The sequence below is a fragment of the Caulobacter soli genome (assembly GCF_011045195.1).
Taxonomy (GTDB): Bacteria; Pseudomonadota; Alphaproteobacteria; order Caulobacterales; family Caulobacteraceae; genus Caulobacter; species Caulobacter soli.
On record NZ_CP049200.1, the window covers coordinates 92,362 to 118,707 of the forward strand.

The 26,346-nt window shown below is 68.5% G+C and carries 19 protein-coding genes; 11 read left to right on the forward strand and 8 right to left on the reverse strand.

Annotated elements, in window-relative coordinates:
- Positions 1-300 precede the first annotated feature (300 nt).
- Both G3M62_RS24960 and G3M62_RS24965 read left to right on the forward strand, forming a co-directional pair.
- On the forward strand, positions 301-2,370 hold the full coding sequence (locus G3M62_RS24960; RefSeq protein WP_165191512.1) for a prolyl oligopeptidase family serine peptidase: 2,070 nt from the start codon (positions 301-303) through the stop codon (positions 2,368-2,370).
- Between the two features lie 101 nt (positions 2,371-2,471).
- The gene (locus tag G3M62_RS24965) at positions 2,472-4,469 is read left to right on the forward strand and encodes a S9 family peptidase (protein ID WP_165191513.1); all 1,998 of its coding nucleotides are present in this window, start codon (positions 2,472-2,474) and stop codon (positions 4,467-4,469) included.
- Positions 4,470-4,655: 186 nt separating this feature from the next.
- Here G3M62_RS24965 and G3M62_RS24970 read toward each other — a convergent pair whose 3' ends face one another.
- The 7 genes from G3M62_RS24970 to G3M62_RS25000 all read right to left on the reverse strand — a co-directional run bounded on the left by G3M62_RS24970 (position 4,656) and on the right by G3M62_RS25000 (position 13,577).
- Entirely contained in the window at positions 4,656-5,528 is an 873-nt protein-coding gene (locus G3M62_RS24970; RefSeq protein WP_165191514.1) for a bifunctional 5,10-methylenetetrahydrofolate dehydrogenase/5,10-methenyltetrahydrofolate cyclohydrolase, read from the reverse strand.
- Positions 5,529-5,562: 34 nt separating this feature from the next.
- Positions 5,563-6,423, reverse strand: a complete 861-nt coding sequence (gene purU, locus G3M62_RS24975; RefSeq protein WP_165191515.1) for a formyltetrahydrofolate deformylase — start codon at positions 6,421-6,423, stop codon at positions 5,563-5,565.
- A complete protein-coding gene (locus G3M62_RS24980) occupies positions 6,420-6,896 on the reverse strand; it encodes a sarcosine oxidase subunit gamma (RefSeq protein ID WP_165191516.1) in 477 nt (158 codons plus the stop codon). The genes purU and G3M62_RS24980 overlap by 4 nt, the downstream gene beginning before the upstream one ends.
- Before the next feature lie 55 nt (positions 6,897-6,951).
- The gene (locus tag G3M62_RS24985) at positions 6,952-9,876 is read right to left on the reverse strand and encodes a sarcosine oxidase subunit alpha family protein (RefSeq protein WP_165191517.1); all 2,925 of its coding nucleotides are present in this window, start codon (positions 9,874-9,876) and stop codon (positions 6,952-6,954) included.
- Positions 9,873-10,166 carry a sarcosine oxidase subunit delta gene (locus G3M62_RS24990; protein WP_165191518.1) on the reverse strand — a complete coding sequence of 98 codons (294 nt, stop codon included), beginning with the start codon at positions 10,164-10,166 and terminating at the stop codon, positions 9,873-9,875. The genes G3M62_RS24985 and G3M62_RS24990 overlap by 4 nt, the downstream gene beginning before the upstream one ends.
- A gap of 10 nt (positions 10,167-10,176) precedes the next feature.
- On the reverse strand, positions 10,177-11,430 hold the full coding sequence (locus G3M62_RS24995) for a sarcosine oxidase subunit beta family protein (RefSeq protein ID WP_165191519.1): 1,254 nt from the start codon (positions 11,428-11,430) through the stop codon (positions 10,177-10,179).
- Positions 11,431-11,600: 170 nt separating this feature from the next.
- Positions 11,601-13,577, reverse strand: a complete 1,977-nt coding sequence (locus G3M62_RS25000) for an alpha/beta hydrolase family protein (RefSeq protein WP_165191520.1) — start codon at positions 13,575-13,577, stop codon at positions 11,601-11,603.
- Positions 13,578-13,773: 196 nt separating this feature from the next.
- Between G3M62_RS25000 and G3M62_RS25005 the strand changes: the two genes are divergently transcribed.
- From G3M62_RS25005 to G3M62_RS25035, 7 genes are all read left to right on the forward strand, one after another.
- The gene (locus G3M62_RS25005) at positions 13,774-14,421 is read left to right on the forward strand and encodes a TetR/AcrR family transcriptional regulator (protein ID WP_165191521.1); all 648 of its coding nucleotides are present in this window, start codon (positions 13,774-13,776) and stop codon (positions 14,419-14,421) included.
- Between the two features lie 286 nt (positions 14,422-14,707).
- The gene (locus G3M62_RS25010; RefSeq protein ID WP_165191522.1) at positions 14,708-16,438 is read left to right on the forward strand and encodes a gamma-glutamyltransferase; all 1,731 of its coding nucleotides are present in this window, start codon (positions 14,708-14,710) and stop codon (positions 16,436-16,438) included.
- A 71-nt stretch (positions 16,439-16,509) separates the two neighbouring features.
- Positions 16,510-18,036, forward strand: coding sequence for a carboxypeptidase M32 (locus tag G3M62_RS25015; protein ID WP_165191523.1), 1,527 nt, complete (start codon positions 16,510-16,512; stop codon positions 18,034-18,036).
- 68 nt (positions 18,037-18,104) lie between these two features.
- Positions 18,105-19,349 (forward strand): metal-dependent hydrolase family protein, encoded by a 1,245-nt coding sequence (locus G3M62_RS25020; RefSeq protein ID WP_165191524.1) that lies wholly within the window; start codon positions 18,105-18,107, stop codon positions 19,347-19,349.
- 66 nt (positions 19,350-19,415) lie between these two features.
- Positions 19,416-20,480, forward strand: coding sequence for a helix-turn-helix transcriptional regulator (locus G3M62_RS25025; RefSeq protein WP_165191525.1), 1,065 nt, complete (start codon positions 19,416-19,418; stop codon positions 20,478-20,480).
- Between the two features lie 154 nt (positions 20,481-20,634).
- Positions 20,635-22,887 (forward strand): TonB-dependent receptor, encoded by a 2,253-nt coding sequence (locus G3M62_RS25030; RefSeq protein WP_165191526.1) that lies wholly within the window; start codon positions 20,635-20,637, stop codon positions 22,885-22,887.
- 47 nt (positions 22,888-22,934) lie between these two features.
- Positions 22,935-24,224 carry a spinster family MFS transporter gene (locus tag G3M62_RS25035; protein ID WP_165191527.1) on the forward strand — a complete coding sequence of 430 codons (1,290 nt, stop codon included), beginning with the start codon at positions 22,935-22,937 and terminating at the stop codon, positions 24,222-24,224.
- A 5-nt stretch (positions 24,225-24,229) separates the two neighbouring features.
- Here the strand turns inward: G3M62_RS25035 and G3M62_RS25040 are convergent, their stop codons facing one another.
- Complete coding sequence (locus G3M62_RS25040) at positions 24,230-25,201, reverse strand: dipeptidase (RefSeq protein ID WP_165191528.1); 972 nt, start codon at positions 25,199-25,201, stop codon at positions 24,230-24,232.
- A 282-nt stretch (positions 25,202-25,483) separates the two neighbouring features.
- On the opposite strand from G3M62_RS25040, the gene G3M62_RS25045 reads away from it, so the two are divergent.
- Together G3M62_RS25045 and G3M62_RS25050 are read left to right on the forward strand one after the other, a co-directional pair.
- Positions 25,484-25,744 carry a DUF7662 domain-containing protein gene (locus G3M62_RS25045; protein ID WP_165191529.1) on the forward strand — a complete coding sequence of 87 codons (261 nt, stop codon included), beginning with the start codon at positions 25,484-25,486 and terminating at the stop codon, positions 25,742-25,744.
- Positions 25,745-25,817: 73 nt separating this feature from the next.
- Entirely contained in the window at positions 25,818-26,318 is a 501-nt protein-coding gene (locus tag G3M62_RS25050; RefSeq protein ID WP_343037677.1) for a thermonuclease family protein, read from the forward strand.
- Positions 26,319-26,346: the final 28 nt, after the last annotated feature.

Below are 26,346 nucleotides of genomic sequence, written 5' to 3' on the forward strand. Positions count from 1 at the left end.
GCGCGGCCCGTGCTGCGCCTCGCCGGTTCGTCCCGAGCAGGCTTGCCGCTTAAGCTTTGATGACAATTCCATACAGTTCTGTATTTCGCAAGTCGGCAATTGCCGCCTCGCCCGCGGCGAGAAGGCGCCGGAGTTCGCACGCTCAGGTGCTGTCCGCGCTGAGCCTGATCGAAGTATCTTGCGCGGGCGCGGATCTCAATACACAAATGTATCAAACGTCGTGGGAGAGACGCGGGGGCAATGACGGACGCCGGTTCGCCGCCCTCGATCCCATGTCGATCACAGGATGGGAGCTTTCACATGACGCGCATCGATTATCCGTCGACCCGCACGACCTCCGCGACCGACGAGCGCTGCGGCGTCGTCTTTCAGGATCCCTACCATTGGCTGGAGGAAGACACCCAGGAGGTCCGCGATTGGCAGCGCGCCCAGGCGACGCTCGCCAGCGATCATGTCCGCGCCTGGCCGCACTATGACGCGCTCAAGCAGAGCGTCGGCCGCTATCTTGGTTCGCGCTTTGGCGCGCCGCCCCGCGAGGCCAACGGCCTGTGGTTCCGCACCGAGGCGCCCGCGGGGACGACCCAGGCTTGCGTGCTCGTCGCCGACACGCTTCTGGGCGAGGGCCGGATCGTGTTCGATCCGCGTTGGGAAAATCCGCAATCCCCGCCGTTCGTCTCGTGGATCGCCCCCTCGCCCGACGGCAAGGTTCTGGCCGTGGGCGTCTGCGCCGACGGCAGTGAAAACAACACCATACGCCTGATCGACGTCGATACCGCGACCTTGCGCGGCGACGCTCCGACCGAGCTGCTGATGGACAGCTGGCTGGGCGGCGTGCAGTGGCTGGGCGATTCCAGCGGGTTCTATTTCACCGGATTGACCGGCCCCAAGCACGCCTTTCGCCAGCAAGTCTTCCTTCACCGTCTTGGCGCTGCCGCGGCCGAGCCGATCCAGGTGCCGCTGCCGGCGGACTCCCAGGAATATCGGGGCGTCACCGTCTCGCGCTGCGGCCGCTGGGCGGTCCTCCACTATCGCCTTGGCAGCCCCGCTCCAGCGGCCCTGCTGGATCTCTCCGACCCATCCGGCGGCTGGCGGCCCTTCGTCTCCAAGCTTGAGGGCACCGTGGCCGGACTGGTGGTGGGCGACCGCTACATCGCGGCCACCGATGTGGGCGCGGCGCGCGGCAGGGTCGTGGCCATCCCTCTGGACAGCCCCACGCCGAACGATCCGGCCACCTGGGAGGTCCTGGTTCCCGAATCCGAATCGGTGGTGCGCAGCCTCAAGCTGGTCGGCGAGCATCTCTATGTGAACGAATTCGTCGACACCTACGCCCGCGTCAGCATCGTCACCCTGGACGGCGCGCCGGTGGGCCAGGTGCCCCTGCCGGGCAAGGGGGCTATTTCGGAACTGCCGTTCCTGATCATGCATGTGTTCGGGGTGACCGCGTCGGATCAGTTCCTGTTTGGCTTTTCCACCCTCACCAGCGCCTGGGGCGTCTACCTGCACAAGCCCGGGGCCGATCATGTCGAAACGGTCAAGGCGCCCGACGTCACGATCGAGAACGCCGTGATCGAGGACCATTGGGCGATATCGGCCGACGGGAGCCGGGTGCCCTACCATACCGTGCGGCTGGCCAGTGTTGACGTCACCAAGCCGCAACCGACCCTGATCTACGCCTATGGCGGGTTCAACGCCCCCTGGCTTCCCCAGTTTCCAGGCCCGATGGCCGCCTTCGTCGCCGCGGGCGGCGTCTACGTCCACGGGCATCTCCGCGGCGGCGGCGAGCTGGGCCTGGACTGGTGGCGCGGCGGGAGCTTGAAGAACAAGCACAACGGCTATCTGGATCTCTACGCCATCGCCGAGGACCTGATCGCCAGCGACAGGACGACGCCTCAGCTTCTGGGCGTGACCGGCGGATCCAACGGCGGGTTGCTGGCCGGCGTGGCGATCACCCAGCGGCCGCACCTTTGGCGCGTCGCCATTCCGCGGGTTCCGCTCTTTGATGTCATCGGCGCGATGCGCGACGCCTATGGCCGCTACGTGATCGCGTTCGAGTTTGGCGATCCCGACGACGCGGACGAGGTGCGCCGCATGGCCAGCTTCTCGCCCTATCACCTGGTGAAGAAGGGCGTGACCTATCCGGCGGTCTTCATCGACGCGGGCGACACCGATCCGCGCTGCCCGCCGTGGCACGCGCGCAAGTTCGCCGCGCGGCTGCAGGCCGCTCAGGGCGGCGACGCGCCGATCCTCGTTCATATCTGGGAAAACGTCGGCCATGGGTGGGCCACGCCCAAGGACATCCAGATCGAGGAGAACACCGAATGGCTCGCCTTCGCCATGCAATGCCTGGGCCTGACGCCGCCCGCGCCTTGATCCAGACCCGGTCGGCGATCGGATGTCGGCCGGGCCTTTGACCGTTCAGAACCTGGCCGACGAGCGGCGACGCCGCTCGTCGGCCGCGCATGGGAGTTGAGATGAAACCCGACGTTCGCGACACGCCGCGATTTGCCGATATCGAGCAGCGCTTCAGCAAGTGGCTAAGACCCGGCCAGGGGGTCATCGCCGAACTGCTCGACGCGGCGGTTTCGCCCGTGGGCGATGTGGCCGTCGGCACGGCGGTCGTCTGCGACGCCCTGCGCGGCATGCCTTCGACCCGGATCGTCCAGATCGATCTCGAAGACGGCGCGACGATGGTTCTAACGCACGGGCCCAATTCGGACCGCTCGCCCCGATGGTCCCCCGACGGCGGGGCCATCGCCTTTCTCTCGGACCGAGATCAGCCCTTCCTCTTCCAGCCCTACATCCTGGACCTGCGCACCGGCGTGGAGCGGGCGATCGGCGGAATTCAGGGCTTTGTCGAGTATCTTCACTGGTCGGCCGACGGCCGGCGGCTGCTGTTGGGCGTCGCGGGCCTGGAGGCCGATCTGGCCGGCGCCCAGGGCGGCTTCTCGGTGGCTCAGCCGCAGGCCGACAAGGCCGATTGGATGCCGGAGATCGAGAGCGGCGTGGCCGCGGGCAGCTGGCGCAGCGCCTGGGTCTACGATCTGACGACAGGCAAGGCCGTCCGCGTCTCGCCCGACGGCGTCAACATCTGGGAAGCGACGTGGTGCGGGCAAGAGGCCTTCGTGGCGATCTGTTCGGACGCGCCCGGGGAGGAGGCCTGGTATCGGGCCGACTTGCGTCATTTCCCGCTCGACGGGCGGGCGGCGCGGACCCTGCTGGCGCCGTCCGATCAGTTGGGGTGGCTGTCGGCCGCGCCCTCGGGCTTGCGCGTCGCCGTCGTCGAGGCCGTCTGCAGCGACCGTACGATCGTCGCGGGCGACCTGCGGCTGATCGACGTCCAGTCCGGCGTTGTCCGCCGTCCCGGCGCCGAGGGCGGCGATGTGACCTCCACCGCCTGGCGGGGAGAAGATCATCTGCTGCTGACCGCCCTGAGAGGCCCTGAGAATCTCATCCTCCTGCACGACCGCCTCGTCGAGGCGACCCGGACGCTTTGGATCGGGCGCGACACCACGCCCGGCGGCCTGCGTTTTCCGGAGGTCTTCCCTCTGGGCTCCGACCCCGCGGACTGTCTTTTCCTGCGCGAAGGCTGGTTCGAACGACCGACCCTGATCGCCCTGCGCGCGGGCGAGGAACGCGAGGTCTGTCATTTTGGAAGCGACGCCCTGCAGCGGGACATCGAAGCTTTGGGGCAGGCCCGGTCCGTGAGCTGGCGGGCGCCGGACGGGCTCGATATTCACGGTTGGCTCCTCACTCCGCCCGGCGAGGGGCCGCATGGACTGGTGTTGAACATCCATGGCGGGCCGGTCTGGATGCTGCGGCCGCGATATCTGGGCAAGCATTTCATGCACCAAGCCCTGCTGGCGGCCGGCTTGGCCGTTCTCGACGTCAATCCCCGCGGCTCGTCGGGCCGCGGACAGGCTTTCGCGCGCCAGGTGTTCGGCGACATGGGCGGCGCGGACACCCATGATTTTCTGTCAGGCCTCGACCATCTCGTCGCCGAAGGACTCGCCGATGCCAGACGTCTGGGCGTAACCGGCGGAAGCTATGGCGGCTACATGTCCTCTTGGCTGATCACTCAGGACCAGCGGTTCGCCGCGGCCGTGCCCGTCGCGCCGGTGACCAACTGGGTCAGCGAGCATCTGACCTGTCATATCCCCTATTTCTGCGGGGTGTTCCTCGACGACGACATCGACAATGCGTCGGGAAAATACTTTACGCGCAGCCCCGTCCACTACGCTTCGCGCGTCACCACGCCAACGCTCAACATCTGCGGCGCCCTCGACAAGAACACGCCTCCGGGCCAGGCGCTGGAGTTCCACCACGCCCTGCTGCGCCAAGGGGTTGAATCCGCCTTGCTGACCTACCCTCAAGAAGGTCACGGCATAAGGCAGATGCCCGCGATCTTCGACTATCTGACGCGTCTGGTGGACTGGTTTGTCGATCACATGCCGGCTGATCGTCGCGCCTAGGCGGGTCGGGTTGGCGGACCGGAGAGATCCGCCAACGGTCGACCGGAAAAGGACGGCCGCCAGGCCAACGTGCGACCTGGCGACCGGAGTTTTCCAGATCGGGAGGCGATCCGGATCGGCGTGACAGCCGCCCCGCCGAGCCTGATCCGGCCTGGCCGCGCCGAGCGCGCACGCCAGGCCGGGATGTCACGACGGGGTCGTCACGCCCTGTCGGGCCTGGGCGGCCATCAGCGTGTTGAGCATCAGGCAAGCGATGGTCATCGGCCCGACACCGCCCGGCACGGGCGTGATGGCCCCGGCGACCTTGCTGACTTCGTCGAAGGCGACGTCTCCGACCAGCCGCGAGCCGCCGTCGGCCGTGGCCACCCGGTTGATGCCGACGTCGATGACGATGGCGCGCGGCTTGACCCAATCGGCCCTGACCAGCTCCGGCTTGCCCACCGCGGTCACCAGGATGTCGGCGCCCCGGCACAGGAATGGCGTGTCGCGCGTATGGATATGGGCGACCGTGACCGTCGCCCGCTCGGCCAGCAGCAGCGCCGCCATCGGTTTGCCGACGATGTTGGAACTGCCCAGCACCACGGCGTTCATGCCCGTCAGGTCCGGCGCGACGGACTTGATCAGCATCATGCACCCCAGCGGGGTGCATGGGGTCAGAGCGTTGACGCCGCCCTGCGAAACCTTGCCGGCGTTCAGGGCGTGCAGGCCGTCGACGTCCTTGTCCGGATCGATCGCCGCCATGACCCGCAGGGTGTTGACCTGATCGGGCAACGGCAGCTGCACCAGGATGCCGTCAATGTCGGCGGCGGCGTTGAAGGCGGCGACTTGGCTGAGGATCTCCGCCTCGGTGACGTCGGTGGAAAACCGCGCGATGCGGTTTTCGAAGCCGACCTCGGCCGCCCGCTTGAGCTTGCTGCGGACATAGACGTGACTGGCCGGATCGTCGCCGACCAGGATCACCGCCAGTCCTGGCGGCCGCCCCAGACGGTTGGCCTTGTCGCGCACCTCGGCGATCAGCGACTGGGCCATCGCCGTTCCGTCGATCCTGAGCGCGGTCATGTTCCCGGCCTCGCCGGAAGATTTCGCTCGCTCATCAGCTGAACACCACCGTGCGCTGACCGTTGATGCTGACGCGATGCTCGACATGCCAGGTCACCGCGCGGGCCAGCACCGCGCATTCGATGTCTTGGCCGATGGTCACCAGGTTCGCCGCGGACTTGGCGTGGCTGACGCGCTCCACGCCCTGTTCGATGATCGGGCCTTCGTCCAGGTCGGTCGTCACATAGTGCGCCGTGGCGCCGATGATCTTCACGCCGCGAGCATGGGCCTGGTGATAGGGCTTGGCCCCCTTGAAGCTGGGCAGGAAGGAGTGATGGATGTTGATGCAGCGACCGGCGAGCGCCGCGCACATCTCCTCCGACAGGATCTGCATGTAGCGGGCCAGCACCACCAGATCGACCTGCAGGTCCTCGACCAGTTGCAGGAACTGTTGCTCCTGCGGCCGCTTGTTCCCCTTCTCGACCGGCAGGTGGTGATAGGGCAGTCCGCTCCATTCGACGAAAGAGCGCATGTCGTCGTGATTGGACACCACCCCGACGATGTCGACCGGCAGCAAACCGGCGCGCCAGCGGTGCAGCAGGTCGAACAGGCAGTGGCCAAATTTGGAGACCGCGATCAGGACCTTGGGCCGTTGGCGCATGTCAAACAGCTTCCACTCGATCTGGAAGCGATCGGCCACGGCAAGGAACGCCTCGCCCAACCGAGCCAGGTCGAACGCCGACTCGCTTTCCGGCGCGAAGGTGGTGCGCATGAAGAACCGGCCCGTCTCCTGATCGAGAAACTGGTGGGACTCTTCGATCGAGCAGCGGTTTTGGGCCAGAAAGCCGGACACCGCGGCCACGACGCCGAGCGTGTCGGGGCATTTGACGAGCATCACATAGGGCGTAGCGGTCATGGAATGAACTCCTGGGCGGCCTGGAGGAACCAGGCCCGCAGATGGCCGGCGAAACTCGCATCGGCCACGATGTCGAAGGTGGAGATCGCCGGCTGGGCGACGAGAAGAACGGGCGCCTGGGTCAGAAGCGACTGGGCGCAGTGAAGACCGGTCATCACGCTGGGATGAGTGTCCAGGCTGCAGCCCTTGGCGATCACCGCCCGGCTGGCCGAACCTGAAATTCGCCACAGGCGGCGGCCGGCCGAGACGTCCGACAGGTGATGAAGCCGACCCGAACAGGCTTGCGCGACCTGGTCGGCGACCTGGTCGGCGGGCGCGAACAGCGCCCACTCGCCGGGCGCCAGACAGGCCACGCGGAAGCCGACCTCCACGATGGTGTTGGGCGCGAGCGGCCACGGGGCGCCGAAGGCCGCGCCCAAGGGCGCGGCGGCCTCGACGTCATCGCGCGGCACGCGAAGGATCGAAAGCGACACCGCCGACTCGACAATGAAAAGGTCGGGTCTTCGCAGGGACCAGGGCGCACGGACCTCAGCCATTGAGGCGCTCTCCATCGATGTCGTAGACTCCAGGCTTGGTGATGCGGACGCGTTGGCCGACCAGGCCGCCGGTGACGATCTCCAGCTCCTCGCCGTGGCGGGCCTGGCCGCCGCGCACCATGCCCAACGCCACGCCGCGGCCCAGCGCCGGACTGAAGCCGGCGGAGGTCACGAACCCTTCGCTGCCCTCTGCGACGCCCGGGCCGCGCAGGTGGGCTCCGATCGGCAGGGCGTCCGTCGAGCCGACGAGCTCCAGGCCGACAAACTGCAACCGATCCTCGCGCAGGTTGTCTGGCCGGGTGAGCGAGCGGCGACCCACGAAATCGTGCTTGCGCTTGAGCACCGTTCCCCAGCCGACATCGACCGGCGAGGTCGTGCCGTCGGTGTCCGCTCCAATGTGCAGGAAGCCCTTTTCGGTGCGCAGCACCATCCAGGCGTCGATCCCGACCGGCGTCAGACCGAACGGCGCGCCCGCCGCGGTCAGGCGGTCCCAAAGCTCGTCCGACCGGTCGGCGGGAACGTTGACCTCATAGGTCACCTCGCCCGTGAAGCTGGCGCGAACCACCCGTGCGGGGACGCCCCCGACATGACCCTCCTTGAACGTCATGTGCGGGAAGTCCTCGGGGCCGATCGGGAAGTCGACGCCGGCGGCCGCGAGAACCTCGCGGGCCCGCGGACCGCTGAGGGTCAAGACCCCCCAGGCTGTCGAGATCGGGGCGACCAGAACCTTCAAGTCGCGCCACTCACATTGCAGCCACTCTTCCAGCCAGGCGGCGATGCGGTCGGCGCCGCCGCCCGTGGTGCCGACCAGGAAGCGTTCCTCGTCCAGGCGCAGGGTGACGCCGTCGTCGATCAGCACGCCCAGCTCGTTGAGCATCAGGCCATAGCGCGCGCGTCCCGCCTTCAAGGTCGACATGGTGTTGGCGTAGATCCGATCGAGGAACTCGGCCGCGTCGGGGCCGACCACTTCGATCTTGCCCAGCGGCGAGCCCTCGAAGATCCCGACCGCCTGGCGCACGACCTGGGCCTCGCGCTGTTCGGCGGCGTGCGGGCTTTCGCCAGCCTTGGGATAGTAGGCCGGCCGCAGCCAGCCGCCATAGTCCTCGAACACCGCCCCGGCCGCGGCCTGGCGCTCGTGGGTGGGCAGCCTGCGGTAGGGGCGGAAGAGATCGCCTCGGGTCTGCCCGCCCAGGGCAGCCAGACTCAGCGGCGTGAACGGGAAGCGAAAGCGCGTGGTGCCGGCCTGCGCCACGCTCTGCCCCGTCAGTTCCGACATGATCGCCAGGGCGTTGACGTTTGAGGTCTTGCCCTGGTCGGGCGCCATGCCCAGGGTCGTGTAGCGCTTGAGATGCTCGACCGAGACGAAGGCCTCGCGCTTGGCCAGGGCGATGTCGGCGGCGGTGACGTCGTGCTGGAAGTCGACGAACGCCTTGCCTGGCGCTTGGACCCGCCACAGCGGCTCGATGGTCCAGACCGGCGCGGCGTCCAGCGCCGCGGGCGCCTCGGCCGTCCCGCCGCCCGCCGCCCAGCCGGCCGACAGAGCCGTCCCAAGGGCGAACTGCCCGTTGGCCGCGCCGACCGAAACCTCGGCCTGCACCGACACGTCGGGGCGGAACGCGGCGATCTGGTCGTCCCAGCCCAGCTTGCCGCCCGACTGCGAGAACAGATGCACGGTGGGGTTCCAGCCGCCGGACATCGCCAGGACGTCGCAATGGACGCGCGACAGGCGCCCGCTCCATTCCCGAACCGTGACGCCCTCAAGCGCCAGATCGCCATGCGCCTTGGTGACCACGGCGTCGGTGATCACCTTGACGCCGCGCGACGACAAGCTCTTGACCAGCGTGGCCGGCGGCGTCTTGCGGCTGTCGATCAGACAGGGCACCTCGGCGCCGGCGTCGAGCAGGGCCTGGGCGACGCCATAGGCGCTGTCGTTGTTGGTGAACAGGCTCGTGGCCTGGCCGGGCAGCACCGCCCAACGATTGAGGTATTGCCGGACCGCCGAGGCCAGCATCACGCCGGGGACGTCATTGCCCGGGAACACCAGGGGACGTTCCAGGGCGCCGGTGGCCAGGATCACTTGCTTGGCGCGCACCGTCCACAGCCGTTGGCGCAGGACCGGCTTGGGCGCCCGGCGGCCGGGATGGTCGTCCAGCCGTTGCAGCAGGGTCAGGCTGTTGTGATCGAAATAGCCCAGGGCCGTGGTCCGGGTCAGGACCTGGACGTCGGCGCGCGCGCCCAACTCGCGCTTGACGCCGTCGAGCCAGCCGATGCCGTCCTGGCCGTCGATGCGGGCCGAGGCCGACAGCACCGAGCCGCCCAGTTCGGTGTCCTGCTCGACCAGAATAACCCGCGCCTTGCGGCGGCCGGCCGCCAGGGCGGCGGCCAGGCCGGCCGGCCCCGAGCCCACGACCAGGACGTCGCAATGGGCGTACTGATGTTCGTAGCGATCCGGATCTGGCGCCTGTGACGCCCGGCCCAGACCCGCGGCCTTGCGGATGAAGGGCTCGAACAGGTGCCAGTCGGGCCACATGAAGGTCTTGTAGTAGAAGCCCGCCGGGATGAAGCGGCTCAGCAGATTGTTGACCGCCCCGACGTCGAAACGGACGCTGGGCCAGCAGTTGACGGGGCGCGCCACCAGGCCTTCGGTCAGTTCGATCTCGGTCGCGCGCGGATTGGGCGTGGAGCGGTCGGCCTCGCCGACCTGCATCAGGGCGCTGGCTTCCTCGACGCCGGCGGCCAGCAGGCCGCGAGGCCGATGGTACTTGAAGGAGCGGCCGACGACCTTGACGCCGTTGGCCAGCAGCGCCGAGGCCAGCGTGTCGCCCGCAAAGCCCTTGAGCTTGCGTCCCTCGAACTCGAAATTGACCACGCGGCCGCGGTCGATCAGGCCGCCGCGCGGCAGACGACGCCCGCTCATTGCGCCGCTCCTGTCGTGAGTGAGGGCGCGCCCTCGCCCATCGGATAGACGGCGCGGATCTCATGGGTGACGGTGTCGCGCGCCACGTTGAACCACTGGCGGCAACCGGCCGCGTGGACCCAACGCTCGAGGCTGAGGCCCTTTGGATTGACCCGGGTGAACAGATAGTCGCCCCATTGCTTGTCGGAAACCGCCTCGGGCGGCTCTGGACGGGTGATGTGGGCCTGGCCGCCGCAGCGGAACTCGAATTCGTCACGAGGCCCGCAGCACGGGCAATTGATGAGCAGCATGTTCGCCTCGTCAGTGCGCGATGCCGGAGGCCGCGGCCTCGTCGATCAAGGCGCCCGTGAAAAACCTGTTCAGGCCGAAGGGCGCGGCGATGTCGTGCGCCTGGCCGGTCGCCAGATGGTGGGCCAGGAGGTACCCGCCGGCCGGAATGGCCTTGAAGCCGCCGGTCCCCCAACCGCAGTTGATGTAGACGCCCGGCGTCGGGGTCTCTCCGAGGATGGGGCTGGAATCCTGGACGACGTCGACGATGCCGGCCCAATGGCGCGCCAGGCGCACCCGTCCCAGCGAGGGCATCTGGTCGGCCAGGGCCCCGGCGACCTGACGGATGGTCGGCGAGTTTCCGCGCTGGGCGTAGGAGGCGTAGTGGTCCAGCGCGCCGCCAAACACCAGCCCGCCCTTGTCCGACTGGCTGATATAGAGCCCGGTCGCCAGCGACAGCATCACCGTGTCGATGACCGGCTTGAGCGGTTCGGACACGAAGGCCTGCAGCGCATAGCTGGTGATCGGCAGTTCGAAGCCGGCCAACTGCGCCATGACCGATGAATGGCCCGCCACCGCCATGCCGACCTTGTCGGTCTCGATGACGCCGAGATTGGTTTCCACGCCGGTGACCCGGCCGGTCTGGTTCTTGAGGAAGCCGCGAACTTCGCAGTTTTGGATGATGTCGACGCCGAGCGCGTCGGCGGCCCGCGCGTAGCCCCAGGCCACCGCGTCATGGCGCGCCGTGCCGGCGCGCTTTTGCATGAAGCCGCCCCAGATCGGGTAGCGGGCGCCCGGCGAAGCGTCCAGCACCGGCAAGCGGCGCTTGACCTCGTCGGCCGAGATCATCTCGGCGTCGACGCCGTTGAGCTGCATGGCCCCCACCCAGCGCTGGGCGCCTTCCAGGTCGTGGCGGCTATGGGCGACCATGACCATGCCGCGCTGGCTGAACATCACATTGTAGTTTAGCTCGCGCGACAGCCCCTCATAGAGCTTCAGCGAGAAGTCATAGAGGCGCGCGCTGGCCGGATAATAGTAGTTTGACCGGATCACCGTGGTGTTGCGGCCGGTGTTGCCGCCGCCGAGCCATCCGCGCTCCAGGACCGCCACATTGCGCACGCCGTGGACCTTGGCCAGGTAGTAGGCGGTGGCCAGGCCGTGGCCGCCGCCGCCGATGATGATCACGTCGTATCGGCGCTTGGGCTGGGGCGAACGCCAGGCCGGCGACCACCCCTGCTGACCGCCCAGGCCTTCCAGAAACACTTTGAACGCGGAGTATTTTGTCATCTGCGTGACCGGCCCCAATACAGTAGTGTATCGTGAAAGCCGACCTTCCTTTCGTCAAGTTCAAATTCGCGGGACAAAGGCTCGCAAGGGCCGCCGGGGTCGCGAACTGCCGTGGGGCGCGGGATTTCTATTCCAAACAGGACTGCATGGCTTAGCCGCCAGGCTCGGCGTCAGGGCGCCGCTTGCAGGCGAAGGTGCTCGCCGAACCAGGACAGGATCCTGGCGGCGCTATCGAGATAGGCTGGATAGCCCCGCAGGCTGTGTCCATCGTTGGGATAGGTGACCAGCACGCTCTTGGCCCCCGCTTCGCAAAGCGACTGGTGAAATTCCAGGGCCTGGGTCGGCGGGGTGTTCTTGTCGAGCGCCCCGGCCATGACCAGGCAGGGCGTGGTGACGCGGTCGGCGAACATCACCGGGCTGCGGCTGAAGAACAATCCGTCCGTCCGGCTGGACGAGCCGTCGAGAAACGCCAGGTCGAAATGCGGGATCTGGCTGGTTCGGTGCTGGCTGAACCAGTCGGTCACCGGCGAGATCGGCGCGGCGGCCGCGAAGCGCGTGTCCTGGGTCACCAGCCAGGCGGACATGTAGCCGCCATAGCTGGTGCCCGTGCAGGCCAGGCGTTCGGGGTCTGCCAGGCCGCTGGCGACCAGGTGATCGACGGCCGACAGCAGGTCGCCGGTGTCGGCGCCGCCCATGTCCCCTCTGACCAGGCGCGCGAAATCCTGGCCGCGGGTCGAGCTGCCGCGCGGATTGGGATAGAGAACCGCGCAGCCCAAGGCCGCCAGCAGCGGCGCGGCCCGGCCCCGGCCCATCCAGCGGCCGCGATTGGCCCAGATGGGGCCGCCATGAATATCCAGCACCAGCGGCGCGGGCCCTTTGGCGTCGTCGGGCGTCACCAGCCAGCCGTGGATCTCCAGGCCGTCGGGCGCGGTCCAGACCGCCGGTCCCATCGTCCCGCGGCCGGTCATGGCCTCGGCCGCGGCCGGCGCGGCCAGCGATCGTACGGTGCGCGGCGTCCCCGCCTCGATGATCGCCACCCGAGGGGCCTGGTCATAGGCCTCGGCGACCACCAGGCTGCGCCCTCCGGGCAGGGGTTTGGCCGAGGGATACCAGGCGCCGCAGGTCAGGCCGCTCGAGCGCCACAGTTCGCTCGCCTGGCCGTCGGCCAGGCGATAGTCGCCGATCACCGTGTCGAACGCCGCCTGGCCGGCATAATGCAGGACATCGTCGTCCCTCCAGGCCAGGCTGGAGACTTCCACCTCGCCGGTCGGGATCGGCCGGGCCGCGCCGTCGGCGCCGATCACCATCGCCTGGCCGCAGATGATGCCGCGATCGCTGCAGAGGGCCTCGACAAAGGCTAGGCGGCGCCCGTCGGGCGACCCCGTCGCCAGGCCGATCTGGTCGCGGGGGCGATAGACGATCTCCTCGGCCCCGTCGTCGAGCGCGATGCGCCGCAGGCTGGAAGCGTACCACGTCCCCTCGCTATGGTCGTCGCTGCACACCGCCGCGATATGGGCCGGACCCCACCAGGTCGCCTCCCAGACGTTGGTTTCGGCGCGGGAGACCCGAGAAAGGTTCGACGACTCCACATCGAGCACCCACAGCCTTCGCCACAGATGGCCTTCCTGTCCGGTGCGCACCTCGGGCAGCCAGGCGGGGCCTTGCGCGGCGGCCTTGGTGGCCAGGCCGCCCTGATAGCCGGCCAGGTCCGCGCCGAGCCCCGCCACGACCATCAGCAGCCGCCGCCCGTCGGGCGACCATTCCAACTGCTCGACCAGGCCCTCGATCTGGCGCGTGAGCATCGGGCGAGCGTCCGCCGCGAACACGCTCAACAGCTCCTCGCCGGACGCGTTCGACACCATGCAGGCCAGCCGCGATCCGTTCGGACAAGGCCGCGCCATGCGGCTGGCGCGGCCAAACAGGTCGTTCAGCGCCCCGGTCTGCAGATCGATCTCATAGAGCCGTTCCGACGGGCCGTCGGCCAGCGCCCCGTGGAAGGCCTGGCCGTTGAAATAGGCGCGCCGCCCGTCGGCGGTCGGCGCGCAGTCGTCGGCGGAATAGACGTGGCCGACGCCCGGCGCGAACAGCGCGGTGTAGAAATCCTCGACGGCCTTGAAGGCCGTCGATTGTCGAATATCGCTCTGCATGGCCATCCCGCCCTACCGCCCTGGGGCCGACGCCGCGCGCCCGTCCCGTTCTTGCTGGCCATTGAATACAGTCCTGTACTAGATTGGCAACACGTCGCGGCGACCAAGGCCCTTGCGCCGCCCTTTGGCGCGCTGGCGCCGGGTGGCCAAAGACGATAGTGTTTTGATTCAAGACGCGATCACAGGGATGCCAATCGTGCTCAAAAGCACCGCCGAGCGGGGGATTTCCACCGAGGACTGGATCGCGGTGGCCAAGGCCACCCTGATCAAGGAGGGCATCGCCGGGGTGAAGATCGACCGGTTGGCCAAGAAGGCCGGCGTGACGCGGGGCGGGTTCTATTATCGCTTCAAAAGCCTGCAGGGCATGCTTGACGCGCTGATCGAGGATTGGCGGGCCACCAACCATCAACCCATCATCGACACGCTCGATGCGCCCGGCTCGCCGCCGGAGCGCTTCCGGTCGCTGATGCGGCTATGGATGGACGAGCGCAACTACAACCCCGACTACGACGCGGCGATCCGGGCCTGGTCACGGGTTTCGCCCAAGGTCGCCGATGTCGTGCACGAGGTCGACGACCTGCGGATCGAGGCGTTCAAGCGCCTGTTCGTCGACGCCGGCTATGATGAGGACGAAGCCTTCGTCCGAGCCCGGATCACCTACTTCCACCAGGTGGGCTACTACGCCATGGGCATGCGCGAGTCGGCCAAGCGGCGCGAGGAGCTCAGCGAGTTCTATTATCGTGTGCTGACCGGCTTTCGCGGCGGTGAGTTCAAGCATCGTCCGCCGACGCCGGAGCCCGCCGCGCGGGCCAAGGCCTCGCGCCGCCGGGACGTGAGCGCCTAGACGATCGAATACAGGCCTGAATCGCGCGTCGCCGTCGGATCCTGACGGCGCGCGGGTCCCGCGGCCTGGTCGCTCGGCCGGGCGGTCGCTTGATGCCCCCGCGCCGCCAAAATACGCACCGACTTGGGCAAACCGCCGCTCATCGCGGCGCCGGCCCGATTTCGCCGCCGTCGCGCTTGCCCATGCAGATTCCGCTTTTCCCCCGTGTGAATTTGATAATACAGTTCTGTATCGCCCGGGTGTCATCGCCGTCGGGGCCAGAAGAACACGCATGGGGAGATCCGACATGGCTCACAGCTCGCCCACCGACGCCGCGGCGATCGCCGCGAACCTGAGGGACTTCGACTACATCGTGAACCCCGGCCCCAAGGCCCCGGTCACCGGGCTGAAGGCCGCGGTCAGCACCGACAACGCCATCGTCACCGAAACCATGTTGCGGGTGCTGCGCGAGGGCGGCAACGCCGTCGACGCGGGCATCGCCGGCTGCCTGGTGCAGGCCGCGGTCGAGCCGTTCATGACCAACCACACCGGCACGGTGACCTTCCTCTACTATGAGGCCAAGACCGGCCAGTACCACCAGCTCGACAGCGCCGGCTTCATGCCCTCGGGCCTGGCGCCGTTCAAGCCGGTGCCGCCGCAGCCCGCCGGCTACGCGTCCATGCCGCCCAGCGCCTGCATTCCCGGCTACATGCCCGGCCTGAAGGCCATCTTCGAACGCTTCGCCACCCGGCCCTGGGCCGAGCTTTGCGCCGACGCGATCCGTTGGGCCGAGGACGGCCACCCCGTGTCCAGCTTCGAATACTACGTCAACACCTGGGGCGCGGACTTCACCACCTTCTTCTCCGAGGGCCGGGCCTTTTACCGCCCCGACGGCCACTTCACGCCCGTCGGACACCGTTTCCGTCCGCCGGGCATGGCCGAGACGCTGCGCAAGGTGGCCGAGCACGGCCCCGACCACATGATCACCGGCGACTGGGCCAGGGCGTTTGTCGCCAAGGCCAACGACATGGGCTGGAAGATCACGCTTGATCACATGACCGAGACGCCGCCCCGCTGGCTGGAGCCCTTGCGTTTCCGGCACCGCGATCACGAGATCGTCTCGTTGAACGTTCCCCAGCAGCAGGGCGCCTATATCGCCCTGGCCCTGGGCGTGCTGCGCGAGCTGGACCTGAAGGACGTCGAGCCGCAGTCCGCCGAGCACTACTATTATCTAGGCCACGCGCTGCGTCTGGCGCAGATCCACAGCGGCTTCATCACCGACACCACCGTGGCCGACGCGGCGGTGGACGTCGTCACCAACCCCGAGCATCACAAGCAGTTGGCGCGCCTGATCAAGGGCCTCATGCCGAAGGTCGACCTGACCGAGCACAGCCGCCTGGTCGGCGGGCCCGGCATGGTCAGCGGCCTGTCGCTCTATGGCGGCCTGGGCAAGCCGACCCGCGGCCGCAGCGACAGCAAACAGCCGACCGGCAGCTGCGAGCTGTCCATCGTCGACGCCGAGGGCAACTGGGTGCAGATGATGAACACCCTGCAGTCGGGCGGCATCCCGGGCATGGTGGTGGAAGGCATTCCGATGGTCGGCACCCACGCCACCTTCGGCGGCCTGACCACGGCGATCGACGGGCGCCTGTTCAAGGGCGCGCGTCTGCGCCAGTGCATCGGCAACACCTTCGTGCTCAAGGACGGCAAGCCGGTCTTCTCCCTCGGCTCGCCGGGGAACGTCCACTGCACCGTGCCCCAGGTCCTGGCCTATCTGCTGGAGTTCGGCTACGGGCCCGACGACGCGGTGGCCGCGCCCCGGATCCTGCCGATGGGCGAGGACAGCTCCCTGGTGCTCGAGGATCGGCTCAGCGACGAGACCATCGACGGCCTCGCGGCCCTGGGCCTCAACGTCAAGGTCAGCGAAGCCTGGGACTTCCACATGGGGTCCTTCGCCATGTGCTACCGCGACGACGACGGCTTGATCGGCACGGTCGCCGATCCCCGCCGCTGCGCCGTCGCCGACGGACTGCGCTGACCCTGATCTGAACCCTCACTGTTCGGCGGCGCGCCTGGGGCTCGCCGTCGAAATCGAACAGGACCCGCTCCATGACCGACCGCCCCAACGACAACCGCGCCTACGCCACCCTCAGCGAGCGCTTCTCCACGGCCAGCAAGCTGGCCGGAGCCCGCGCGCTGCTGTTCTGGGACAGCCAGACCAACATGCCCGCCGGCGGCGCCTGGGCGCGCGGGGAGGAGATGGCCGCCATCGACGCGGTGTCGTCCGACCTGCTGGCCGCGCCGGACTCCATGGACCTGCTGGAGGCGGCCGACGAGGCTCTCGACGCCCTGAGCCCGCCTGAACGGGCCAACCTGGTCGAGATGCGGCGCATCGCCCGTCACCAGGCCGCCGCGCCCAAGGCGCTGCAGGTCGAAAAGGCGCGCCTGATCGCGGCCCTGCAGCAGGACTGGCTGGCCGCCAAGCAGGACGATGATTTTCTGCGCTTCGCCAGGGGCTTTGAGAAGCTGTTGCCCGTCCACCGCGAAATCGCGGCCCTGAAGGGTCAGGCGCTGGGCCTGTCGCCCTACGACGCCTTGATGGACGAGGTCGATCCGGGGCTGACGACCGCGACGGTCGATCCCATCTTCGCCGACCTTGAGGCGTATCTGCCGGCCCTGCTGACCGAGGTGGTCGAACGCCAGGCCGGCTGGCCGGACCCCATCCCTTTCCAGGGCGATTTCTCGGTCGAGCGCCAACGCGCCCTGGCCCAGGCGCTGCTGGAGGCGGTCGGACACACCAACGCCAACTGCCGGATCGACAACGCGCCCCATCCCTTCGCCCTGGCCGGCTCGCCCGGCGACAACCGCTTCACCACCCGGTTCGACGCCGACAACATCCGCTTTGCGATCCTGGCCACGCTGCACGAGGCGGGGCATTCGCTCTATGAGGCGGGGTTGCCGCGCGACCTGGCCTTCAGTCCGGTCGGCGCGGCGCGGGGCGCCACCGCCCACGAGAGTCAGTCGCTGATGGTGGAGATGCAGGCGGGCCGCAGCCGGGAGTTCATCGGTTGGCTGGCGCCCCAGATGCAGGCGGCGTTCGGCGGGCCGGCCGAAGGCTGGACGGTCTCCAACGTCCTCAACGCCTATCGGCGGGTCGGTCAGGGCTACATTCGGGTCGAGGCCGATGAGATCTCCTATCCCCTGCACATCATCCTGCGCTACCGGCTCGAGCAGGGCCTGCTGTCGGGCGATCTGAAGGTCGCCGATCTGCCGGAGGCGTGGAACGCGCTGTCCCAGCGATTGTTTGGCCGCCGCCCCCCCAACAACGCGCAAGGCTGCCTGCAGGACATCCACTGGGCCATGGGATTGTTCGGCTATTTTCCCAACTACGCCCTGGGCGCGACCTTCGCCGCCCAGCTGTTCGAACGGGCCAACCAGGACGATCCGGGCATACGGGCGGGGCTGGCCGACGGCGACTTTGGCCCCTATCGCGACTGGGTGCGCCCGCGCATCCACCAGCGCGCCAGCCAGGTCTCCTTCGCCGACCTCGTCCAGGACGCCACCGGAGCGCCGTTCTCGGCCGAGGCGCTCAAGCGCCACCTTCGTCACCGCTACCTGGAAGAAGAAGCGCCCTAGGGATCGCCTTGGCGATCGGCGCCGCCGACCATGATCCATCGACTTCACCATCTCGCGAGGACCGCGTCATGAGTTCTGTGCTTTTCACCAACGCGGCGCTGTTCGACGGCGTTGGTCCTGACTTGCGCCGCGGCGCCAGCGTCCTGGTCGCCGACGGCCTGATCCAGGAGGTCGCCGACGGCCCCCTTCCCGCCCCGGCCGGGGCGGAGGTGATCGATCTGGCCGGCCGCACCCTGATGCCCGGCCTCATCGACGCCCATGTCCACATCTGGTGGACCGATCTGGACATCACCCGGGTGATCACCCGCCGCAGTGAATACCTGGCCGGATTCGCCTTTCGGGCCCTGAGCCGGATGCTCAACCGCGGCTTCACCACGGTGCGCGACGCGGGCGGCACCGACGTGGCCTATGTGCTGGCCATGCAGGACGGCCTGCAGCCGGGGCCCCGGCTGCTGCACGCGGGGCGGTTCATGTCCCAGACCGGCGGCCACGGCGACTTCCGTCGCTTCGGCGATTTCGACGGCATGTGCGGATGCGGTCTGCGCCATCATGGCATGGGACGGATGTCGGCCATCGTCGACGGCCCCGACGCCATGCGCGCGGCGATCCGCGAGGAATTCCGACTGGGCGCGCGCCAGATCAAGCTGATGGGCTCGGGCGGCGCCAGCAGTCCCGCCGATCCGCTTCATCAACAGCAGTTCAGCGACGCGGAGATCCTGGCGGCGGTCGAGGAATGCGCCCGTCACGAGTCCTATGTGATGGCTCATTGCCATCCGCCCGAGGCCATCGCCCGCTGCGCGCGCCTGGGGGTTCGCTCCATCGAGCACGCCACCCTGATCAATCAAGCGGCGGCCGACGAGGTGCTGGCCGCCGGCGCCTACGTGGTTCCGACCTTGGCGGTCATTTTCGCTTTGCTCGACGACGGCGCGGCCCTGGGCATGCCGCCCGCCAATGTCGAGAAGGTGAGGATCGCCGCGGCGGGGGCCCTGGAAGGGTTGCAGATCATGCGTCAGACCGGCCTCAAGGTCGGGTTCGGCACCGATCTGCTGGGCCCTCAGCAAGACCGCCAAGGCAGCGAATTTGGCCTGCGGGCCCAGGTCTTCTCACCGATCGAGATCCTGCGCCAGGTGACCAGCGTCAACGCCGAGCTTCTGCAGATGGGCGGCCAGATCGGCGTGGTGGCCCCGGGAGCCGTCGCCGATCTGATCGTCGTCGACGGCGATCCGCTGCAGGACATCACCTGTCTGGGCCAGGGCGGCGACAACCTGCCGATCATCCTGCAGGGCGGACGGTTCCACAAGCGGACACTCTAAGCGGCGGCGTTGGCGCGGTCCGTGACGGGGCCGGTCGATCGCGCGCTTCCATCAAGGAGCAACCCGATGAACGCACTGGCCTTGCGCCGCGCCGAGCGGCCGGCTCCATTCCGACCCTGGAGCCTGCGGTTGGCCCAGCCCACCATCGATCTGGCCGCCAGCATCCTGTCTTCGCGCCCCTTCCTCGGGTTTGAGACGTGGGCGCGGGGCGCGGTCACCCGGCGGAGCCTGTCCTCGGTGATCCAACGCTACCAGGTCCAGGGCCAGACGCGCGGGCGCCAGGATCATGTCGTCCTGGCGCCCGACGCCTCGCTGATCGTCAGCGACCTGGACCATGTCCCCGACTGCCCCTACACCCTGACCAGCACCCTGCCGTTGTTTTTCGCCCAGTTCCGCGTCGCCGGAACCGTGACCATGAGCGGCGACGGCCGGTCGCTGACGGTCGACCATCGCGTCTGCCTGTTCAGCCGTTTCGCTCCTGGGGACGAGCGGCAGGTCCATGTCGCCGAGGGCGCCTGGCGCGCGGTGGCCCTGGTTTGCAGCGAAGCGGCCCTGCGGCGCTGGGGTCTGGCCGAAAGCGCGCTGGCCCTGCTGAGCGGCGGGGCCGTGACCGCCATCCCGATGCCCCGCGCCGCTTCAGAGGCGATCCGCGACCTGCTGGAATGCCGCTATGATGGAGATCTGCGCCGGCCCTTTGTCGAAGCCAAGCTCCTGGAGGCCCTGTGCGGGGTGCTGGGCGCGGCCGCCCAGAGCCGCGCGGCGCCGTCGACGACCTTCAGTCCCAGCGAGCTGCGTCGGGTGACCCAGGCGGCCGAACTGATCCAATCGTCATTCGACGAACCGCTGACGCTGCAACGGGTCGCCCGCCGGGTCGGCCTCAACAGGTCAAGGCTCGCCGCCGGTTTCAAGGCCGTTTTCGAAACCACCTTCTACGAACGTCTGCGCGAGGTTCGCATGATCGAGGCGCGCCGCCTGCTGGATCGCGGCGGCGCGGTGTCCATGGCCGCCGCGGCGGTCGGCTATGAAAGCGCCTGCAGTTTTTCGCGGGCGTTCAAGGCGCGCTATGGCGTCGCGCCCAGTGAACGGCTGGCCGCCGCGCGCCTGAGCCTGCGCCATCGGCTGCACGCCTAGAGCCGGTGATCGGCCGCGAACGAGGGAAAAAGACGTTCTGCGTGATGGTTCGCACGATCTGCACATCGCCTGGGGCGGCGGCCGTCATCCTCCGTCTTCGGCGCCGCCAAGGCGCCCCCCTTTTGGGGAAAAGGGACGGAGGGAAATCACACCTATGACCAAGTTGCACAATGTCCTGCTGGGCGCCACCGGCCTGGCCTTGATCCTCGCCGCGACGCCGATGACCGCCGCGGCGCAATCGCAGCCCGCGGCCGCGTCCACGGTCGAGGAGGTGGTGGTGACGGCCCGCAAGCGGGCGGAAAGTCTGCTGGACGTGCCGATGTCGGTGAGCGCCTTTTCCGGCGAGCAATTGCGGGCCGCCGGCGTCAAAAGCGCCAACGATCTCTACGGCCGGGCGCCGGGGCTGTATTTCAGCAACGCCGGGGCCGCCGCGCCGACCTCGGACTTCGTCTATCTGTCGTTCCGCGGCGTGGGCGCCAACGCCGGCCAGGAACCGGCCGCGGGGGTGTTCATCGACGGGATGTACCAGCCGCAGCTGGGCTTCGACATCGGCTTTCTGGACCTGGCGCAGCTGGAGGTCCTGCGTGGTCCGCAAGGCACGTTGTTTGGACGCAACACCGAGGCGGGCGCGCTCAATCTGGTGACCCGTAAGCCCGACCAGGATCTGCACGTGCGTCTTGAGGGCGAGGCGGCGCGGTTCGACGCCTGGCGCCTGTTCGGCGCGGTCAGCGGGCCGCTGTCGGACAAGGTCGCCGCCGGGATCAGCGCCGAACATGCCGACGGCGACGGCTTCACTTATAATCCCGCGACCGGCAAGCCGCAGTCCCCGACCCGCCGGTCGAGCGTCCGCGGCGCGCTGCGCTTCACCCCGACCGATCAACTCGACATCGTGTTGTCGGCCGACGCCACCCGCCGCAAGGGCAATGAGATCGCCTTTGGCGCCCCGCTCGAGTGCCACTGCTACGCCGTCTACGCCGACAACGATCAGACCGACACCAAGGACACCTCGGGCGTTCAGCTCAACATCGACTGGAAGTTTGGGCCCGGCCTGACGCTGACCTCGATCACCGGCCTGCGCAAAGCCAAGTCCGATATCGGCTTTGACTTCGACGGCACGCCCACGGGGCAGCAACCGACCACGGCCAACGGCGTGACCGGTTCAACCGTCGCGCCGGGCCCGGTCACCTTCGGCGGCATGTTCCAGCGCCTGCGGCTGAACCAGACTTTCAAGAGCCAGGAACTGAGGCTGGCCGGCGACGACGGTCGTTTCACCTGGTTGATCGGCCTCTACGGCTTCAAGCAAGACCAGCATCAGGTCCGCGATTTCGACGTCGGGGCCGGCGTGGCCCACGATCCGGCCGTCGCCTATCTGATCCCGCTCTACATCCGCGAAGACTTCACCAATGATCGCAAGGGCTGGGCGGCCTTCGGCCAGGCCAGCTGGCGGCCGGCGGACCGTGTGGAGCTGACCGGCGGCTTGCGTTGGTCCGACGAGTCTGTCGACATCGGCGGCCAACGGGTCCGCAACATCGTGCAGTTGGAGAACGCCCATCCGACCTTCTTCGCCCTGGCCGGCGACAAGGACTTCTCCAACCTCTCCAGCATGGTGTCGATCCGCTACGATCTGACCCCGAGCGTGAAGCCCTATTTCACGATTTCTCAGGGCTGGAAGGCGGGCGGCTACAACCGGTTTCCCAGCACCGCGGCCGCCGCCCTGCCCTATGACAGCGAAAGCTCGGTCAATTACGAGCTGGGCCTGAAGGGCAGCTTCCTCGACCGCCGCCTGACCGCCAATCTGGCCGCCTTCCACATCGACATCAGCGACCAGCAGCTGCTGACCGTGACCCCCGACGCCAGCGGCGTGCCGGTGACCACCATCACCAACGCCGGCAAGAGCAAGAGCCAGGGCGTCGAGGCCGAGCTGTCCTTGGCGGCGAGCCAGGGCCTGCGCCTGTCCTTGGCCGGCGGCTACACGCGGGCGCGCTATGTGCATTTCCTGCAGTGCGCGGCCGCCAACGTCTGCATTTCGCGGGACGGCGATCCCTTCGAATACACCCCTGAACTGACCGGCACCGCGGCGATCGACTATCAGCGGCCCCTGGGCGGGGCCTGGACCTTGGAGGCCCATGCCGACTATCGCTATGTCGGCGGCTCCCTGGCGCCCAACGGCTCGTTCCTCGCCGCCCTGGGCGAGGAGATCAAGGTGCCCGCCTACCGTCGCGCCAATCTGCGCGTCTCGGCCGTCCACGACCGCCTCAAGCTGACCGGCTATGTCGAGAACCTTTTCGACACCTATGACTACACCGTCGTCCAGGGCGCCTCGTTCTTCCCGACCGGGCCCGGCCAGACCTTCGTGCAACCCTTGGCGCCCCGCACCGTCGGCGTCGTGATCTCCTACCAATTCTAGAAAGGGAAGTTCGTCCCCGCGCCCCAGGGCGCGGGGACGCCATGGACATGACCGACCACAATGCCATTTCGCCCCTGCGCCGCTGGACGGCGCTTTTTCTATTCACCCTGGTCCTGGGCTGTAACTATCTGGATCGGTTCCTGCTTTCGATCCTGCTGGAGCCGATCAAGACCGACCTGGCGATCAGCGACACCCAGGCGGGCCTGCTGACCGGCGCGGCCTTCGCCCTGTTCTATTCGGCCTTCGCGATTCCGCTCGCCCGATTGGCCGAGCGCGTCAATCGGGTATGGGTCCTGGCCGCGAGCCTGCTGCTGTGGAGCGTGGCCACCGCCCTTTGCGGCGCGGTCACCGGTTTTGTCACGCTGTTGCTGGCGCGGATGCTGGTCGGCGTCGGCGAGGCGGGCGGCATACCGCCGTCCCATTCGATGGTCGCCGATCTCTTCGCGCCCACCCAGCGCGGCGGGGCCATGTCGATCCTGGCCCTGGGCGTGGCGGCCGGAGCCACCTTGGCGCCGCTGATCGGCGGCCCGCTGGAGGCGATGGTCGGCTGGCGTCTGACCTTCGTCATCCTGGGCGCGCCAGGCGCCCTGCTGGCCCTGGCCCTGGCGGCCTTCGTGCGCGAGCCCCCGCGCGGCCATTCGGAGGGGCTTGTCCATCACGGAGCCCCCGCGCCGCTGTGGGCCACGGTGCTGACGCTTTGGCGGCGACGCGCCTTTCGCAACCTGGTCCTGGGCATGGCCCTGCTGGCGCTGTGCGAGTACAGCCTGTTTCTGTGGCTGCCGACGGTTTTTCGACGCAGCTTTGGCCTGACCGGCGTGGAGTTGGGGGCGGGCTTGGCGCTGTTCCAAGGGCTTCCCTACGCGGTCGCCACCTTGGCGGGCGGCATGATCAGCGATCGTCTCTATCGCCGCGATCGACGCTGGGCCGCCTGGGTTCCGCTGATCAGCGCCCTGGTCGCGCTTCCGGCCGTCGCCGCCCTGAGCTTGGCCTCCACGCCGCTGCTGGCCTTCGTCCTGATCGTGCCGCCCTTCCTGGCCAGCGGCCTGGCGCTGGGTCCCTGCTACGCCATGATCCAGAGCCTGGCCGAGGTGCGATCGCGCGCCACCGCCACGGCGATCCTGCTTTTCGCGGTCAATATCGTCGGCGGGGCCCTGGGGCCGTTGATGATCGGCATGCTCAGCGACGCGCTGACCGCCCGGTTCGGGGAACAGGCCTTGCGGTTCGCCTTCCTGGCGTTGACGCCGCTCTATCTGGGCGGAGCCCTGGCCTTCTTCGCCGTCGGTCGGTCCCTCGAAGCGGGCCTGCGGGAGGCCGCCGGCGACGAAGGCGGCGGCTGACGGGCCTACTTCCAGACCCGCTCGGCCACGCGCGTCCAGTTGCCGCCGAGGATCTTGGCCAAGTCGGCGTCGCCATAGCCCTTGGCGACCAGGGCCGCGGCGATGCCGGGAAAGCGCTCGGGTTCGACAAACTGGATGTCGGCCGCGTAGGTCGCGTCGTGGGGAAACGTCTGACGCATCTTCTGCAGATAGTCGACGAGCTCGGTCATGTCGAAGACGTAGTCGAGGCCCAGGCCGACATGGTCGGGGCCGACCAGCTGCACCATGTGATCGACATGGGCCACCAGGGTCTGGGTGGAGGCGTCGTTGTCGCCCAGGAAGGCGCCGACGCCGTTGACCCCCACCACCCCGCCGCTGGCGGCGACGGCCTTGATCACCCGATCGGAGACGTTTCGCGTGTGGTCGAAGACCGCCTTGGCGTTGGAATGGGACACGATCACCGGGGCCCGAGCGGCCTCGATCACCTCCAGGGCCGAACGCTCGCCGGTGTGCGAGCAGCATACGAGCATGCCCACGCGCTCCATTTCGGCTAGAACCTGACGGCCAAAGGCCGTCAGGCCGCCGTCGGTCTCGTCGTAGCAACCCGAGCCCACCGCGGTCTGACGGTTGTACGCCATCAGCATCCAGCGCACGCCCAGGTCGTAGAACAGCTGCACCAGGCCCAGGTCTCCGGCGTCGAGCGGCCCGGTGCCCTCGATGTCGAAGAACACGGCCAGCTTGCCCGCCGCGGCGGCCGCGCGGGCCTCCGCGATCGTGCCGACCAGAACATAGCGATCAGCATGGTCGGTCAGCCACCGACGAAACCAGGCCAGGACGCGGACATGCTCCTCGAGGCTCTGGAGGCCAAAGCCGACGTTCAGCCCGACGACGTCGATCCCGCTGGCCCGATAGCGTTCCAGCTGCGGCAGGAAATCGCCGTCCCCCGCCCGGAGCGGCATGCAGCCGTGGTTGTCCCAGACCAGAGGCCGGCCGCTCACGCCCGGCCTCCGGCGATCGCGCCCCCGGCCCTGGTCCCGCCGGCCAGTCGGAGGGCTCTGGCCGGTTTGAGGTCGCGATCCACGGCGATGTCTCCTTGCAGCTTGGCGAGGCCCTCGGCGGACCGCTTGCGCCTATTGTGACAAAAAGGGCGATCGGCGGCTTTGCAGATCGTCCTTGGGGGCCGACAGATCGTCTGATTTTTCGCACCGGGCGCCAAGGCCCGTGCAATCGCGCCGCGCGCTTCTTGCATGGGCCGCGCACGCGCGCATGGTGGGCGGACCATGACCAAGTATGATCCTCTCCGACGCCATCTGGCGCGCGCCAAGGTCGCTTCGCTCGATCTGGATTTCACCGATGTCGAACGCATCATCGGCCGTCTGCTGCCCAAGGCCGCCCGAGACGAGGCCTGGTGGCGCGAGCCGCCGCTCTCGTCCGTCGCGCCGCAGATCGAGGCCTGGACGGCGGCCGGCTATCGCGCCCGACTGCTCGGCGCGGAGACGGTGCGTTTCGAACGTGTTGATCCGCGCGCCAAGTCGAGCTGAGGTCGGCGGCTTGGCGCTTGCCCCCGGGCCTCCTGATGGGCATGGAAGGCGCTGCTTCCAATCCGCGCCGCCGATGATGACGCCCCAAGCCTTTCGCGCCCTCGCCCTTCGTCCCGTTCGACGCTCCGAGCGCCGCCTCGCCCGGACATGCGCGGTCGCCGGCGCGGTCCTGGCCTTGGCCGCGGCGCTGCGGGCCGGGCCTGTTCTTGCCGATCCCTGCGCCGCCATCCCCGACAAGGGACCGCTGCCGGCCTATCTCTCACGTGGGGCCAGCTTCTCGGGGCCGGTGACCTATGTCGGAGACGGCGACAGCCTCTGCGTGGCGCTGGGACCTCATCCCGACCGCTGGGTCGAGGTGCGTTTGGCCGACTTCTACGCGCCGGAGCTGCGCGCGCCGGGCGGCGCGGCGGCCAAGGCCGCGCTCGACCGGCTGACGGCCGGACAGCAAGTGCGTTGCACGGCCGATCATCGCAGCTATGACCGGATCGTGGCGATTTGCCGGATCAACGCTCGCTCGCTGGGTGATCTGCTGCGCGCCCAGGGCGTTGTCGAAGGCGGGCGCGGGCGAAAATGAGCTCTCAAGCCCTGGTCCGATCAGCGCG

Bases quoted from the DNA above. Each gene is read 5' to 3' on its own strand.
- G3M62_RS25025 (WP_165191525.1), top strand. From the start codon at position 19,416: ATGAACGCACTGGCCTTGCGCCGCGCCGAGCGGCCGGCTCCATTCCGA.
- G3M62_RS25015 (WP_165191523.1), top strand. From the start codon at position 16,510: ATGACCGACCGCCCCAACGACAACCGCGCCTACGCCACCCTCAGCGAG.
- G3M62_RS25030 (WP_165191526.1), top strand. From the start codon at position 20,635: ATGACCAAGTTGCACAATGTCCTGCTGGGCGCCACCGGCCTGGCCTTG.
- G3M62_RS25050 (WP_343037677.1), top strand. From the start codon at position 25,818: ATGATGACGCCCCAAGCCTTTCGCGCCCTCGCCCTTCGTCCCGTTCGA.
- G3M62_RS24985 (WP_165191517.1), bottom strand. From the start codon at position 9,876: ATGAGCGGGCGTCGTCTGCCGCGCGGCGGCCTGATCGACCGCGGCCGC.
- G3M62_RS24965 (WP_165191513.1), top strand. From the start codon at position 2,472: ATGAAACCCGACGTTCGCGACACGCCGCGATTTGCCGATATCGAGCAG.
- G3M62_RS24995 (WP_165191519.1), bottom strand. From the start codon at position 11,430: ATGACAAAATACTCCGCGTTCAAAGTGTTTCTGGAAGGCCTGGGCGGT.
- G3M62_RS25045 (WP_165191529.1), top strand. From the start codon at position 25,484: ATGACCAAGTATGATCCTCTCCGACGCCATCTGGCGCGCGCCAAGGTC.
- G3M62_RS25000 (WP_165191520.1), bottom strand. From the start codon at position 13,577: ATGCAGAGCGATATTCGACAATCGACGGCCTTCAAGGCCGTCGAGGAT.
- G3M62_RS24960 (WP_165191512.1), top strand. From the start codon at position 301: ATGACGCGCATCGATTATCCGTCGACCCGCACGACCTCCGCGACCGAC.
- G3M62_RS25010 (WP_165191522.1), top strand. From the start codon at position 14,708: ATGGCTCACAGCTCGCCCACCGACGCCGCGGCGATCGCCGCGAACCTG.
- G3M62_RS24970 (WP_165191514.1), bottom strand. From the start codon at position 5,528: ATGACCGCGCTCAGGATCGACGGAACGGCGATGGCCCAGTCGCTGATC.
- G3M62_RS25020 (WP_165191524.1), top strand. From the start codon at position 18,105: ATGAGTTCTGTGCTTTTCACCAACGCGGCGCTGTTCGACGGCGTTGGT.
- G3M62_RS25035 (WP_165191527.1), top strand. From the start codon at position 22,935: ATGACCGACCACAATGCCATTTCGCCCCTGCGCCGCTGGACGGCGCTT.
- purU (WP_165191515.1), bottom strand. From the start codon at position 6,423: ATGACCGCTACGCCCTATGTGATGCTCGTCAAATGCCCCGACACGCTC.
- G3M62_RS24990 (WP_165191518.1), bottom strand. From the start codon at position 10,166: ATGCTGCTCATCAATTGCCCGTGCTGCGGGCCTCGTGACGAATTCGAG.